The sequence below is a fragment of the Butyrivibrio sp. FCS014 genome (assembly GCF_000526935.1).
Classification (GTDB): Bacteria; Bacillota; Clostridia; order Lachnospirales; family Lachnospiraceae; genus Butyrivibrio.
The window spans coordinates 1208801-1224777 of sequence record NZ_JAHA01000019.1 but is presented as its reverse complement, the minus strand read 5'-3'; the positions used below and the strand labels follow the sequence as shown (position 1 = coordinate 1224777).

Here is a 15977-nt window from a genome sequence, read left to right as displayed (position 1 = left end):
ACAGTTATGGGAACTGCTGACGAAATTCAGAAAAGCAAAAGAAATCCCGGCTTTGAGCTTTTGAGGATAGTGGCGATGCTTATGATCATCACCCTTCATTACAACAGCCAGACGGGAGCGCTGCTGCAGCTTGGGATTCCCGCAACGGGAACGGCAGTATTTGCCAATATCATGGAGTCCTTTGCCATAACAGGGCTTAATGTCTATGTGCTTCTTTCGGGATTTTTCCTGTCAAAGGGCAGGGTAAAACTTAGCAGGATTCTGCAGCTTATCGCCCAGGTTTACTTCTATACCTTTGTCATCTCACTGGTGATGATGCTGGTGGGAACCTACAGTCTTCAGGCGGGGAACACCACCTACAAGCTGGTGGAGTATCTTTTCCCCATCTCTTCCGAGCATTACTGGTTTGTGACAGCCTACGTCATCATGTATGTGCTGGCACCGGTTATGAATGCCGCTGTGGAGAAGCTCCCAAGAATCCGGATGAAGGCCGTTATCATAGGACTTCTTGTCTGGTTCTGCTTTATCAAGAGCATTGTTCCGGTTCTTTTCCCTACAGACCATTTCGGATATGACTACGGCTGGTTCATCTGCCTGTATCTCATTGCGGCCTATATCCGCAAATATAATGTTGTGCTGTTCTATTCCGCAAGAAAGAGTGCCATGGTATTCCTTATTTCCTGCGCGGTCATCGCCACCATGAGCATTTCCCTGTATTACATCAACTTTAACCACGGCGGCCTGGCTCATTATTCCGAGGTGCCTTTTAACCTTAACTTCTTCTTTACCCTGACCGGGTCTTTGGGGCTTTTCTCCTTCTTCAGGTTCTACAGGATGAGAGAGGGAAAAGCTGCAGATGTGGTGCGCTTTGTTGGACCGCTCACTTTCGGAGTATATCTTCTCCACATGCATATCGAGATCAGGGACAGATGGGTTACCTGGATGGAGCACCTTTTGGGTTCCGTTCCCTACCACAGCGTTCCGCTGTTTGCATGGCATGCCGTAAGGTCGATCCTTATTGTGTTTGTGGCCGGCATCTTTGTTGACTGGATAAGGAAGATGATCTTTGATTTTATTGGAAGAGTAATGCACGATACATGGCTTTTTAAGAAGATAAGAGAGCTGGACGAGAAAATATGCTGACGACCCTTAGAAGCTATTTTTACAGATTCAAGAGGTTTCAAAAGCCCCTTGAGACATATGTATTTCCGGTTATCCTTTTCCTGTATCCCTTTATCGGCGTAAACAGGGGACTGGACATCGCGGACACCACCTACAGCCTTTCGAATTTCCAGTATCTGAAAGGCCTTGATCCCATGTGGGCGCTGTCCACCTACCTGGCCAATGCGGTTGGAAGCATCCTTATGAAACTCCCCTTTGGCGGGACCATGCCGGGGATCGGCATCTACTGCACGCTGTTTATCTGCGCTGCAGCCCTTGCCGCCTACTACCTTCTTCAGAGATGGATGCCGGGATGGATGAACTTTATCGGGATCTTCATGGCGGAGAGCCTGTTCTGGTGCCCGAGAGTCATCCTGTACAACACTTTGACCTACCTTTTTATGACCCTGGGAGTGCTGCTTCTGCTCATCGGACTGTTTGAGTGGGAGAAGCAGACTCTTTTCCTGGTGCTTGCGGGAGTATGCCTTGGACTTAACGTAATGGTGCGCTTCCCCAACATCACCGAGGCCGCACTGATCCTTATTCTTTGGTTCTTCCAGCTGATAACCCGCGGAAGATTCATAGAGACCGTAAAAAAGACATTTATCTGCATCGGGGGGTACCTCATAGGTCTTTTCATCCCTTTTGCAGCCATCAGCTTTATATACAGCCCCATGGCCTATTTCAACATGATCGGCGGCCTTTTTGGCATGACCGAGGGGGCATCGGACTACACCGCAGGCGGAATGCTTGCATCCATCGTTGATGCGTACCTTCATGCCGGCTCCCACATGCTGATCATGCTTCCCTGCATCGGCGCAGGCATCATCATGTTCCTGCTCCTGCCGGATAAGTATGTTCTGGCCAAAAAAGTCCTCTACATCCTTGGACTTCTTGTCCTGGTGCGCTTTTACTTCGCCCAGGGCGTATTTACAAGAAACTACTGGTACTATGACAGCGTATTCCCCGCTGCCATGATGTTTATCATCTTCTCAATAATAATGTGTGTTATTGGAAGCCTCGGAGTCCTTAACGGCAGCAAACAGGAGCAGACCCTTGCCTTTGCAGCCCTGATGATAATCCTGATAACGCCCCTTGGCAGCAACAACTACACCTATCCTGTCATCAACAACCTCTTCGTGGCAGCGCCCATAAGCCTTTGGATCTTCAGGCGCCTCATGCAGAGAATGGGGGAAAAGAGCTATCACTTCCCCTGGCAGGCAATGATAACGATGGTTATTGTTGTGATCCTTATCCAGGGCGCCATCTTTCACGGAAAATGGTCCTTCGGGGACGGGGTAATGGGATCAGCTTTGGATTCTCACGTTGATGTACCCAAGGTTTCCCGGATGGCAACCACCAGAGACAACGCGGATTCTCTGAATGAACTTGCAAAAGCCCTCGAAGATAACGGTCTCAAAGGCCAAAAGGTCATCCTTTTTGGCGGAGTTCCGGGACTTTCCTATATCTTTGACATGGAGCCGGCCATCAACACCGTGTGGCCGGACCTTGACAGCTACTCGGTGCAGAAGTTCGATGATCAGCTGATGGAGCTCTCGGTATCAGACGAAGCGCAGCCCGTCATCATCGTAGGCAGCGACATGGCCGACTACGCCAACATTCAGGCCAAGTATGATATTTTATTGGACTATATAACCAATCATGATTATAATAAGGTCTTTGAGAATAATAGATTTATGATTTTTGCCTGTAATGAATAGGAGTTAACAGATTATGGAAACAAACGAAACACAGAAGAAGGATATTTTCGACAGGATCATGTCCCTGCCGGTTTTAAATATCTTTGAACCCTTTTACAAGAAACACAAGGAAGGCCTGCTGTACCTTTTCTTCGGAGGCCTGGCATTCTTCCTTAGCATCTTCCTGTTCTGGTTCATGGACACGGTAATGCACCTCAACGAAGTTGTGAACAACACCATCGACTGGATCATCTGCGTTGCCTTCCAGTTCTTTACCAACAGAACCTGGGTGTTTGACGGCAAGGTAGACAGCACTAAGGACTTTGTTAAGCAGGCGGGTTCCTTCACAGCGGGAAGGCTCTTTACCCTTGTTGTTGAGGACCTTATCATCTACATCTTCATCACCCTCATGGGATTCCCGAAGATGCCGGTGAAGCTGGCCGCAACCTTCGTTGTTATAGCCCTGAACTATGTTATAAGTAAGCTCATTGTATTTAAGAAAAAAGACTGACCGGTATCAAGGGTCTGTCCGATAGGAGAAAAGCTATGCGTATTAATTTCAATGTACCCCCTTATACGGGAAAAGAGTTTGATTACATAAAGGAGTGTGTGGAGGCCCAGAAGATCTGCGGCGACGGCAAATACACAGCCCTGGACAACGAATGGATCGAGAAGAAGACCGGGGTAGCGAAGACTCTTTTGACCACATCCTGTACCCACGCCACTGAGATGTCTGCGATCCTTGCAGGGATCAGGGAAGGGGACGAGGTGATAATGCCTTCCTACACCTTCGTATCAACAGCCAATGCCTTCGTTCTCAGAGGCGCCAAGGTGGTGTTTGTGGACATCAGGCCCGACACCATGAACATTGACGAAAACCTCATCGAGGATGCCATAACTCCCAGGACAAGGGCAATCGTGCCTGTACACTATGCGGGAGTCGGCTGCGAGATGGACACCATCATGGACATCGCAAAGAGGCACAGCCTTCTTGTTATTGAGGACGCAGCTCAGGGCGTAATGAGTACCTACAAGGGCAAAGCCCTTGGCGCCATCGGAGATTTCGGAAACTACAGCTTCCACGAGACCAAGAACTACAGCATGGGAGAGGGCGGAGCGCTTCTCCTTCGGGACGAGACCTTCGTGGACGACGCCATCATCATAAGGGAGAAGGGCACCAACAGAACCCTTTACAAGCTTGGCAAGGTGGATAAGTACTCCTGGATAATGCCCGGTTCCTCATATCTTCCCAGCGACATGAACGCCGCTTACCTGTACGCGCAGCTTACCATGGCTGAGGAGATCAACAACGACAGAATGGACCACTACAACAGATACTACGAGGCGCTTAGGCCCCTTGCGGAGGCAGGACTTATCGAGCTTCCCTACGTTCCTAAGGAATGCGTCCACAACGCCCACATGTTCTACATAAAGTGCAAGGACTTCGAGGAGAGAAAGGGCCTTATCGAGTACCTTCTTTCCAATGACATCCTTCCCGCTTCTCACTATGTGCCGCTTCATTCTTCAAAGGCAGGCCTTCAGTACAGTGAGTTCCACGGAGAGGACAGATTTACCACAAAGGAGAGCGAGAGACTCCTTCGCCTTCCCATGTATTACAAGCTCACCAACGACGACCTGGACGAGGTTGTCAGAAGAGTAAAGGAGTACTACAAATTTACATAATTCCGGAGCATTCATATGAAAAAGACGCGCATCAGCCCGAACTTCATAGTTTCTGTTCTTATGACTGTGGCAGTCGTGGTTTTTGCGGGCTTTTTTGGGGATCATTACTTTGACCTCAACGACGATGTCCTGATGAAGGACATTTTATCGGGAGCCTACACCGGAACTCCTGCCGGACACAACATACAGATGCTGTACCCCATAAGCGCCTTTATCGCCCTTTTGTACCGGGCGGCATGGAGCTTTGACTGGTACGGCATTTTTTTGTGCACCTGCCAGTATCTGTGCGTATTCATTGTGTTTTACAGATCCCTTAAGCTCTGCAGCGACAACCTCCTTAAGGTTGAAGTGGGAGCCATGGAACTGGCCTTCATGCTTGGCGCTGTGGGAGCACATTTCCTGTTCGTGCAGTACACCTTCAACTGCGGCTTTTTGTCAGCCACGGCCATATTCCTTATCATGACCGGTAAAGACTCCGGGAAAAGAGCCTTCATCCTCCCGGTACTTCTTATATTACTTGCGTACCTTATAAGGTCCGAGATGCTTCTTTTGACCCTTCCCATGGTGGGAGTGGGGATATTGTCCAAGTGGTGGCTGGAGCGGCTGTCTTTGCAGGACAAGCAGGATGGAAGCATCATGGTTTCCCGTGCCGGCGCAAGAAAAGAGCTGTTTACAACCTACGTTAAACTGTGCGTGGCGCTGGTTTTGTGCCTCCTTATAGGGCAGATCGCCCACAGGGCAGCTTATTCGACTCCTGACTGGAAGGACTTTAACCGCCTGTTTGATGCAAGAACGGAGCTCTACGATTTCCAGTACATCCCGGATTATGCGCAGAACAAGGCGTTCTACGACGGGATAGGCCTGGACAAAAGCGAGCAGCAGCTGCTGATAAATTACAACTTCGGTCTGGACGAGGAGATAAATGCCGATATCTTAAGGGCTGTGGCTTCATATGCGGACAAGCTTAAGACCGACGAGATACCGCTTATGCAGCAGCTCATAAATGCAGTACCTGAGTACCTTTACAGGCTAAGGCACATAGCCGCGCAAAAGAGCTATCAATACCCTATGTCGGATTTCCCATGGAATATAATAGCAGGTGTTTTGTATCTGGGAACCCTTATTCTCTATCTCTTCGGAAAGCAGAAGGAGAAGAGACTGCCTGTGGTGGCAATGCTGGCACTATTGTTTGCCTGCAGGAGCACCCTCTGGCTCTACATCATTGTAAGGGGCAGGGATCCCGTGAGGATAACCCATCCTCTGTATCTGGTGGAGATCGGCATTCTTGTGGGAATGATCCTTGTTGGATGCGAGAATTACCGCAGGAACGTGTTCATCCCCGTGGTGATAGCAGCTCTTGTGGCGGCGGTTTCAGTGCCCAACCAGGTGAACATTATAAATGCGGAGATGAAGGACAGAGACAGCATGCGGCAGCACTACGGCCCGCTGTATGAGTACTTTGATGAACATGAGGACAGCTTCTACTTTGTGGATGTGTACACCGGCGTTTCTGTGGCGGATGCCATAGACTATGAGGAGGAGACCTTCTCGGAGAAGATGTTTGAGAACGTGGACAACAGCGAAGCAAACCACGATCTCATGGGAGGCTGGGCCTCCAAGAGCCCGCTGTACTATAAAAAGCTTATGAACAACGGCTTTGAGAGCATGGAGAAGGCACTTCTTCTAGATAATGTCTACATGGTGCAGCTTAAGGGCAAGGACACAGGATGGCTTTCCGATTATTACAAGGACAAGGGAAAGACCGTGGCCATAGAGCAGGTGGACCTTGTGGCAGATGTGTTCGCAGTGTACAGCGTAAGCCCGCAGTGACAACGAATCGCGCATTTTGCATGGTGTCCGGAGAGCGGCAGAATATCATGAATGGCGCGGCTATATAAAGAAATGGAGATTCAATGACTGAGTTTGTAAAAGTAGGCCCCAAGGTTTCCCTACGGCCCATAGAAGAGGCGGATTTCCCTCTGGTTGTGGAGTGGCGAAACAAGGACCGGATAAGAAACAATCATGTATACAGAAAAGACTTTACGGTGGAGGGCATGAAGACCTGGAAAGAGACCATGCTTGATACCGGGAAAGTGGTGCAGCTTGTTATCTGCGAGAACGGAAGGGACAATCGCCCCATCGGGTGCCTGCATCTTCGGGATATCAACCGGGAAGAGGACAGCGCAGAGTACGGCATCTTTATCGGCGAAGAGGATGCTCTGGGACTGGGCTACGGCAGCGAAGCTGCGGTTCTTGCAACAGAGTATGCAAGGGATGAACTTGGGCTTAAGAAGCTGATCCTTAGAGCTTTTGCCTTCAACACCGTGGCAATCAGGAGCTATCAGCACGCAGGCTTTGCAAAAACCGCGGATCTTCCGCAGGTTGAGTGCAGTGACGGCCAAAAAGATGATATGATATTGATGGAAAAAACACTGACAGACTGAAAGGTTCATTAAAAATGGCAGATAAGAAGATTAGTTTTGTGATCCCCTGCTACAGGTCTTCCAAGACCATCGGCGGGGTAATAAATGAGATAGATGAGACCATGAAGGGGATGGCAGGTTACGACTACGACATAACCCTGATAAATGACGGTTCTCCCGATGATACATGGGACACTCTGCAGAAGATTGCTGCAGGCAGGGACGATAACAGGGTTCTTGGAATAAACCTTGCCAAGAACTTTGGCCAGCACGCAGCCCTTATGGCAGGCCTCAACGCCGCAGACGGAGACTACGTTATCTGTCTTGATGACGACGGACAGACCCCGGCAAATGAAGCAGACAAGCTCATCGCAGCCCTGGAAGCAGGGGCAGACGTAGCTTATGCAAGATACAGCCACAAGAAGCACAACCTTTTCAGGAACTTCGGAACCGCAATGAACGAGTGGATGGCCGGCGCTATGCTGGGTAAGCCCAAGGAGCTGTATGTTTCCAGCTATTTCGCCGCAAGGCGCTTTGTGGTGGATGAGATGATAAAGTACACCAGCTCCTACCCCTACGTTATCGGCCTTGTGCTTCGCACCACCAGAAATATCGTGAACGTTGACGTTACCCACAGGGCAAGAGAGGTTGGCACCAGCGGATACACCTTCAGTAAGCTTATGGCCCTCTGGATCAACGGCTTTACCGCCTTTTCCGTAAAGCCCCTTCGAATCGCCACCGCAACCGGCACACTTTTCGCCATCCTTGGCTTTATCTACGGCATTTACACCATCATCAAGAAATTCGTTCTTCCTGACGTGCCCGTGGGCTTTTCTGCCCTTATGAGCGCCGTGATTTTCATCGGAGGAATGCTGATGCTGATGCTGGGCATGATCGGCGAATACCTGGGAAGACTCTACATTTCCCAGAACAACAATCCGCAATTTGTGATTCGGGAGACTACCCGTGATGAAAAATGATAGAGACAACAACAGAGCCTGGCTTTTGTCAGGCTTGTTTGGCATTTTGACAGGAACCTTTTTAGCCCTTGGCTATCAGCTGGAAAAGCTGGACCGCATCGATCTTTCCGACAGGAATTTTCTGCTGGTATGGGGCATGCTCATTGTGATAATCGCCATGGACACCAGATACATCTGGAGGGGCTACAACCTTGCCCTTGAAGGGCGAAAACTCTTTGGCTTTATAAAGCTCCCCGTCTACCAGGACAGCGATCTTCCCGGGAAAAGAGATTTCTTTGTAAACTGGGGCTGCATGATACTGCTCAGTATCCCTGTGTTTATGGCAGAATTTCCGGGCTTTTTTGTATATGATGCGGCAGATGAGCTTAACGAAGTCCTGACAAGGACCTTCACCACTCACCATCCGCTTTTGCACGTGCTGCTTCTTGGGGGCACCATCGCCCTTGTCCACAAGGTTACAGGCTCCTGGAACGCAGGCATCTTCACCTACCTGGTGCTTCAGATGCTGGTGATGACTGCAATCTATTCCTATGCCATTACCTACATGCAGAAGAAGGGCATCGGGAAAAAGAGCCGGATACTCTGGGTTCTTTATTACGGCGCATTTCCAACCATCGTCATGTACACCCTGTGTTCCTGCAAGGACGGCCTGTTTTCGGCGCTTTTGCTTCTTTTGACGGTTCTTTTGGCAAAGCTTTCGGAAGACCCGGAGGGCTTTGCAGCCAACCGGAAAATGATGGCTCTTTTTATCCTGACAGCAACAGTTATGCCGCTTTTCAGGCACAACGGCTTTTATGCGTATCTTGTGTTTGTGCCCTTTGCACTGATTCACTTTAGAAAACGGCTAAAGAGCCTTCTTACACCGATGCTCATTGCGCCGGTGGTGCTGTATCTGGTGATCTCGCCGCTTCTTAGCGCGGCCTGCCACGTGAGCGAGGGAACCCACCATCAGGAGATGCTGACGGTGCCTATAATGCAGCTGGCAAGGGTCTACAACTATGAGAAGGATGAACTGACTGCAGAGGATATCGAGGCCATCACGGCCTATATCCCTGAGGAAAACCTTGAAAAGTACACTCCAAGGCTCTCGGATATGGTGAAGCTTGGATTTAACAATGACCTTTACGAAAAGGACAGTGCAGGTTTCTGGAAAGTATGGAAAAAGCTGGCACTTAAGCATCCCATGACCTATGTGAATGCATGGATGCTGACTTCCTATGGCTATGTGTATCCCCCGGCGGTGATCAACGTTTACAAGGGAAACAGTATGTACACCTTTACCTACGAGGAGAGCTCCTACTTCGGCTATGAGGTGGAGGTTCCCGGCGAGCGAAAGAGCGTGCTTAAGCCTCTGGATGAGCTCTACAGATACCTTTCCATCGGGACTTTCCAGAGCGACCTTCCGGTGATCCACCTTTTCTTTTCCCCGGGGCTGTATGTGATACTGTTCATGTTTGTGCTCTTCTACAGGATCTATCGCAGGAAATACAAGGGAGTTCTGATGTTCCTGCCTATAGTACTGACTTTCTTAACGGTGCTTCTGGGGCCAACTTACCTTGTGAGGTATGTGCTGTACCTGTGGCTTGCGGCGCCGCTTCTTCAGGCGACCGGGCGGTTTGATTAAGAGCCACGTGTGTGGTATTATTTTGTGATGGTTTTTTTGAGAGGCAATTGGGAGAATGAGAACTACAATCAGTAAAAGTACGGCTGTCAGGGCGGTTATCATCGCATTTGCCCTGATAGGCATTTTGACAATATGGCCATTCAGACTCTTTACCGCGGTTACACAGACTTCAGGCGGCGGCACCATCGTGTCGGAGTCGGATTACATCAACTTTGAGCGTGGCAAGATCATGCAGGAGTTTGTAGCCCAGTACAACAGGCTGAGCTCCGTCGATGTGTATGTTACTGAGGTTGAAAAGGGCCGGTATATCGGAGCTATCCTCTACGACGAGAACGGCGCAATGATGCTGAAGGTATTCAGGGACACCAATGAGTGCGTGGTTCCGGGGTATGTGAACATTCCCATGGACATAAACCTTGAAGTCGGCAAGAAATATGCGGTTAAAATGGTGGACTGCAGGTCCAAATATAAGGTGGCGTTTGAGACGGTTTCGGATCAGCCCGCATACGTTGGAAATCTTACCTGCGACTACAACCCCATAGAGGGGCTTCATATGGCGGCTTTCTATAATTACAGGCTGCCGCTTTCAAAGGGGCGCTCTCTGGGGATCATAGGCATTATCGCAGCTGTGGCTTTTGTGATGTGTCTTTTGACCAGGGTATATTTCAGGAAGAATGCCGAAAAAGACGGCATTGTCACTGTGTGGCAGACCGTAAGGTGCGTTGCAAACCCGGTAGCGGTGCTGTTTTTCGGAGCGCTGATGATCATGGTGTTCCCGCTTAAGGTCTTTGATTCAAGGGCTACGGACATCATTTTCTATGAGATAGGACTTCTGGTGGCAGCAGTTATCGTGCTTTACGCCATAAACCACAAGCCAATACGGCATGAGGTGGGGATTTCCTTCTGGCAGAGCCTTCGAAACGAGGACAGGGCCCAGTATCTGGCCATCATGTTCTCCATGGCCATGGCCATCTGGTACGGCTCACAGTACATGAACGATCTTTTCGATATTTATCACAGCATTTCCGAGAGGCAGCTGACGGTATGGCTTCTTGTGATGCTGCTGTTTACCTTCTCTTTGAAGGAGTTTTTCAATATTTACAACCTGGTGTGGGTTATCGGCGCCGGGCTTTACGGCTACAGATATTTTGACTATCACAGGAAGTACTTCGGGGAGTTTGAGTATGACCTCCACAACAAGGTGCTGATGCTTACAGTGATCATCGGCATTTTGGCGGGGCTGGTGGCACTTAACCTGGTGCGCCTTGCGGTGATTGCGATCCGTGACAGGAACGAGGCACCTGCCCACAGGGAAAAGATACATCTCGTTAGGCCAACACTGTTCGGAATCCTTTTGATCGCGCTGTTTGTGGCCATGATCGTATTCAGGAACACCAGGGTCTGGGGCATTTACCTTGCTCTTGTTTACACGGCCTTCTATATCAGGATCGGTTCCTGGAACAAGAAGAAAGACTTTTACAAGATCCTCTCCGGAGGACTTATGATGAACTTTGCCATTTCGCTGATGTTCAGCTGGCTTCACAGGTATTTTACCGGCTATGTCAGCGGAAGATTCGGCTTCATATTCCACACTGTAACGGTGACCGCCGAGTATCTGACCTTTATGGGGGCAGCGGCTCTGGTGATGCTCATCGTCAAGGTGGTGGCGCTTCCCAAGGGCACTAACCTTAGGGGAGTTATCGTTTCTGCCTGGAAGGAGATGACTCTTTTTGGATTTATCATGTCCTATGCCATCTTCACCGTTTCAAGGACTGCCTACGCAGCTATTGCGGGAACAGCGCTTCTGGTGCTGGTCGTAGTGGTGGCCTGCCACAGACGGCAGCTTGGAAGGATACTGGCGGTGCTGGTTTTATCAGTTTTGCTGTGCTTCCCTGCAGCTTTTACTTTGCAGAGGATACTGCCCACCATGGCAGCAGACCCCGTGTACTACGCCATCGACGATGCCGATGAGTTCGTAAGGGGCGGCGCAGACTGGGACAACACCAACTTCATGTGCGTTGAGAGATTTGCAAACCTCTTTATGAGCAAGATCCTCGGGGCAGAGGTGGGAGTTTATCAGTACCCCATTGATATCTACAACTATGACGGCCCAAGCGGTGCGCCGCTTTACGACGACTACGGACGGCCTTATGACGAGAGCCCGGACAATCCCGCCAATCAGGGAACCGGCGCCATCGACCTCCCCGGCGATGCGGTACTGCCCGGCGACGGCCTGCTGGCTGCGGTTAGCAAGACTAACGCGGAGGCGGAGATTCTTAGCCAAGTGGCCTCTGTTGTCCACGACGAGCTTGAGGACTACGTTGACACCTCCAATCCTTTGGATGTAATTTCCAATGGCAGGATCACGATTTTTAAGTCATACTTAAAGCAGCTCAATATGACGGGACACGATGAGATGGGTGTTCCTCTTCCCAACGGAGAGATCGCCATCCACGCCCACAACACATACATTCAGGTTGCCCATGACCACGGCATTCCCACGGGAATTCTTTTTGCGATAACCCTTGTTGTCGCCCTGGTTTCAGGCATCAGATATTATTTGAGAAAAAGAGAGGAAGAGCCCCTTTCACTGGTTACCTGCGCCATCATTATCGGCTTTGCGGTTGCAGGAATCTCAGAGTGGGTATTCCAGTACAGTAACCCTATGACCATAGCGCTGATGCTGTCTTTGGCACCGCTGACATATAGGATCAAAGAGAAATGAGTAATAAAAAAGAACCTTTTAACTTCCAAAAACTTTATAGGCGAGTGGGACTGATAATCTACGATATCCTCTGCATTATCGGGGCCAGCTACGTGGCGATCCTCATGAGGTACGAGTTCAAGGTGAGCAGTATTCCGGAACACTTCCTGGATCCCGTCACAGGTTTTTTGCCCATTAACATTATCATCACCATCGCCATTTTCTACCTGTTCAAGCTCTACGACAGCCTGTGGGCCTACGCAGGTGAGAAGGAGATGCAGAACCTGGTCATGGCCTGCGTGCTCTCCGGTGTTATAAACGCCATCGGACTTCAGTTCTTCAAGTCCCAGAGCCAGCCTGTTCCCCAGAGTTATTATTTCCTGTACACCTTCCTTCTTATCACCGGAATCTTCGTCAGCAGATTCTCCTACAGATTTTTCAGGAGCATGAAGCAGCAGGCAGGAAACCGCAATAACAGCAAGGCCGTGATGATCATCGGTGCCGGAGAGGCCGCCAATATCATCATCAAAGACATCATCACCAGCAATTACTCCACAATGTCCATCAAATGTATCATCGATGACGACACCAACAAGTGGGGAAGATATATCCAGGGAATCCGCGTTGTAGGCGGAAGAGACAGGATCGTTGAGTGCGCGGACCTCTACGACATCGATGAGATCATCGTAGCGATCCCCTCAGTATCCAGACAGGAGCTCAAGAAGATCCTGGATATCTGTAAGAACACCAACTGTAAGCTTCGTTCTTTGCCCGGCATGTATCAGCTGGTAAACGGCGAGGTTAATGTATCAAGACTTCGTGATGTTGAGGTAGAGGACCTTCTTGGAAGAGATCCGATATCAGTTGATATTGATTCCATCGCAGGTTACGTAAAGGGCAAGACCATCATGGTCACAGGCGGTGGCGGCTCCATCGGCTCGGAGCTCTGCAGACAGATCGCAGACCACAAGCCCAAGCGCCTTATCATCGTTGATATCTACGAGAATAATGCCTACGACATACAGCAGGAGCTGAAGGTTAAGTATCCTGACCTCGACCTTGTGGTGCTCATCGCTTCGGTGCGCAACACCTTAAGGATCAATCTCATCTTTGAAAAGTACAAGCCCGAGATCGTCTACCATGCAGCGGCCCACAAGCACGTACCTCTCATGGAGGACAGCCCCACAGAGGCCATCAAGAACAACGTATTCGGAACCTTCAAGACTGCCATGGCAGCAGCCACCAACGGCTGCGAGAAGTTCGTTATGATCTCCACGGACAAAGCTGTTAACCCCACCAATATCATGGGAGCCAGCAAGAGAATCTGTGAGATGATAATTCAGACCTTTGACAAGCACTATGATACAGAGTTTGTTGCAGTAAGATTCGGAAACGTCCTTGGTTCCAACGGCTCAGTTATCCCGCTTTTCAAGAAGCAGATAGCAGCCGGCGGCCCCGTTACCGTAACAGACCCTAATATCATTCGTTATTTTATGACCATTTCGGAAGCAGTATCCCTTGTGCTTCAGGCAGGAGCCTTTGCAAAGGGCGGCGAGATATTCGTCCTTGATATGGGCGAGCCCGTTAAGATCCTTGATCTTGCGGAGAACCTCATCAAGCTTTCCGGCTACAAGGTTGGAGAGGACATCAGGATCGAATTTACAGGCCTTCGTCCCGGCGAAAAACTCTACGAGGAGATGCTCATGGACGAGGAAGGCCTCCAGGACACAGCCAACAAGATGATCCACATCGGAAAGCCCATCGAGATGGACGAGATGCGATTCTTCTCCCAGCTTGAGAAACTCAACGTGGCTGCAAGAGAGGAATCTCCCGAGATCCGCGACATCGTCAAGGAGATCGTTGAAACATACCATCCCGATGTTCACAGATACGTCATGACAAGGGAGAGAAAAGAGGCTCTGGCCAAGACTTCAGAGCTTATCAATTCAACAGGAACGTGAGAAGCTTTCCTCGACGGCTATTGCCCTGATAGCACCGGGCTGTGCAATCAAGCCCAAATTTGATACAGGAGGAACTGTATTATGGAAATCAAGCCCTTTGAGAAAAAGGTGTGGCTTTCTTCGCCCACAATGCACGGCGAGGAGATCGAATACGTAAAAGAAGCCTACGAGACCAACTGGATGTCTACCGTTGGCGCCAACATAAATGAATCCGAGAAGGCTGTATGCGCCAAGATTGGCTGCAAAGATGCCGTCGCTCTTGCTTCCGGCACCGCAGCTCTCCATCTTGCCATAAGGCTTGCGGGAGAGAGGCTCTACGGCCAGCCCAAGACCGCCAAGGGAGTCCTTGAGGGGAAAAGAGTCTTCTGCTCCGACCTTACCTTTGATGCCACCGTTAATCCTGTGGCTTACGAAGGCGGCGAAGCAGTATTCATCGATACCGAGTACGAGACCTGGAACATGAGCCCCGCAGCTCTGGAAAAGGCCTTCGAGATATATCCCGATGTTAAGCTGGTTGTAGTTGCTCACCTTTACGGCACACCCGGCAGGATTGGTGAGATCAGAGAAATCTGTGACCGTCACGGAGCCCTTATCGTGGAGGATGCCGCAGAGTCCTTCGGTGCCACCTATGAAGGAAAGCAGACCGGAAACTTCGGTGATTACGGCGTTATCTCTTTTAACGGAAATAAGATAATCACCGGATCCGCAGGCGGAATGTTCCTGACAAATAATCTCGAGGATGCGCACAAGGTCCGCAAGTGGTCCACCCAGGCCAGAGAGGACGCGCCCTGGTACCAGCACGAGGAGATGGGCTACAACTATCGCATGAGCAATGTGATCGCCGGCGTTATCAGAGGCCAGCTCCCTCATCTTGAGGAGCACATCGCCCAGAAGAAGGCCATCTTTGAGAGATACAAAGAGGGATTCAAGGATCTTCCCGTTAGCATGAATCCCATGGATCTTAACAAATCCGAGCCCAACTACTGGCTCTCCTGCATCATCATCGACAAGGACGCCATGTGCAGGCAGGTTCGCGGCGAGAAGGACGCTCTCTATGTGGCCGAGCCCGGCAAGAGCTGCCCCACACAGATCCTTGAGGAGATTGCCAAATACAACGCAGAGGGCAGACCCATCTGGAAGCCCATGCACCTGCAGCCCATCTACAGGATGAATCCTTTCATCACCGAGGCCGGAAGCGGCAGAGCAAGGAGCAACGCCTATATCGACGAGGGCACTGTCTTGGATGTGGGATTGGATATCTTTGAGAGGGGACTTTGTCTTCCTTCGGACAACAAGATGACTCCCGAGCAGCAGGATGTGATCATTGAGATCGTGAAGAGGTGTTTTGAGTAAGAGGCCTGCGAGGGCAGGAAGACCATAATGAATTGATTTTTCTTCGGGCGAAGCGGCGGCTTCGCCCTTTTTGATGCACAAGACCGGCAAGCGAATGGATGCTTGCATACAAATTCATTTGCCGGTCGTAAGGACATGGAGCACGAAGTGCGGAATGTCTGTGTGCAGAATCGAGTAGGAGTCAGCCTACTCGATCGCCCGGCGTCGGCCTGCCACTCCGGCCCGTCCGGCCGCCTCTATTGCTGTCGGCCTCCGGAGCTGCGTTTCGCTATTTTTCAGCATGACCTCAAAAAATAGCGACAAAAACAGCCCATTTTCGCTATTTTTAGGGGTGACTTAAAATAATAGCGACGAAAAAGGCGAAATCTCTCGCTATAATTTAGGGTCA

At 50.2% G+C, this 15977-nt stretch carries 11 protein-coding genes; all 11 read left to right on the top strand.

What is annotated here, in order from left to right:
- Window positions 1-6 precede the first annotated feature (6 nt).
- The 11 genes from T456_RS0118090 to T456_RS0118040 all read left to right on the top strand — a co-directional run bounded on the left by T456_RS0118090 (window position 7) and on the right by T456_RS0118040 (window position 15589).
- The gene (locus T456_RS0118090) at window positions 7-1143 is read left to right on the top strand and encodes an acyltransferase (protein WP_024867405.1); all 1137 of its coding nucleotides are present in this window, start codon (window positions 7-9) and stop codon (window positions 1141-1143) included.
- Window positions 1137-2882 (top strand): hypothetical protein, encoded by a 1746-nt coding sequence (locus tag T456_RS0118085; protein WP_024867404.1) that lies wholly within the window; start codon window positions 1137-1139, stop codon window positions 2880-2882. Before T456_RS0118090 ends, T456_RS0118085 begins: the two co-directional genes overlap by 7 nt.
- Window positions 2883-2895: 13 nt before the next feature.
- Entirely contained in the window at window positions 2896-3372 is a 477-nt protein-coding gene (locus T456_RS0118080; RefSeq protein WP_024867403.1) for a GtrA family protein, read from the top strand.
- Window positions 3373-3407: 35 nt separating this feature from the next.
- Window positions 3408-4544, top strand: coding sequence for a dTDP-4-amino-4,6-dideoxygalactose transaminase (rffA, locus tag T456_RS0118075; RefSeq protein ID WP_024867402.1), 1137 nt, complete (start codon window positions 3408-3410; stop codon window positions 4542-4544).
- A 15-nt stretch (window positions 4545-4559) separates the two neighbouring features.
- The gene (locus T456_RS0118070; RefSeq protein ID WP_024867401.1) at window positions 4560-6374 is read left to right on the top strand and encodes a hypothetical protein; all 1815 of its coding nucleotides are present in this window, start codon (window positions 4560-4562) and stop codon (window positions 6372-6374) included.
- Window positions 6375-6457: 83 nt separating this feature from the next.
- Window positions 6458-6988: a GNAT family N-acetyltransferase gene (locus T456_RS21695; RefSeq protein ID WP_024867400.1), complete on the top strand. Its 531-nt coding sequence runs from the start codon at window positions 6458-6460 to the stop codon at window positions 6986-6988.
- A gap of 14 nt (window positions 6989-7002) precedes the next feature.
- Complete coding sequence (locus tag T456_RS0118060; protein ID WP_024867399.1) at window positions 7003-7947, top strand: glycosyltransferase family 2 protein; 945 nt, start codon at window positions 7003-7005, stop codon at window positions 7945-7947.
- Window positions 7937-9571, top strand: coding sequence for a DUF6020 family protein (locus tag T456_RS0118055; protein ID WP_024867398.1), 1635 nt, complete (start codon window positions 7937-7939; stop codon window positions 9569-9571). The genes T456_RS0118060 and T456_RS0118055 overlap by 11 nt, the downstream gene beginning before the upstream one ends.
- A 55-nt stretch (window positions 9572-9626) precedes the next feature.
- Complete coding sequence (locus tag T456_RS0118050; protein ID WP_024867397.1) at window positions 9627-12296, top strand: O-antigen ligase family protein; 2670 nt, start codon at window positions 9627-9629, stop codon at window positions 12294-12296.
- Window positions 12293-14236 (top strand): polysaccharide biosynthesis protein, encoded by a 1944-nt coding sequence (locus T456_RS0118045; RefSeq protein ID WP_024867396.1) that lies wholly within the window; start codon window positions 12293-12295, stop codon window positions 14234-14236. Before T456_RS0118050 ends, T456_RS0118045 begins: the two co-directional genes overlap by 4 nt.
- 81 nt (window positions 14237-14317) lie before the next feature.
- Entirely contained in the window at window positions 14318-15589 is a 1272-nt protein-coding gene (locus tag T456_RS0118040) for a DegT/DnrJ/EryC1/StrS family aminotransferase (protein WP_024867395.1), read from the top strand.
- Window positions 15590-15977: the final 388 nt, after the last annotated feature.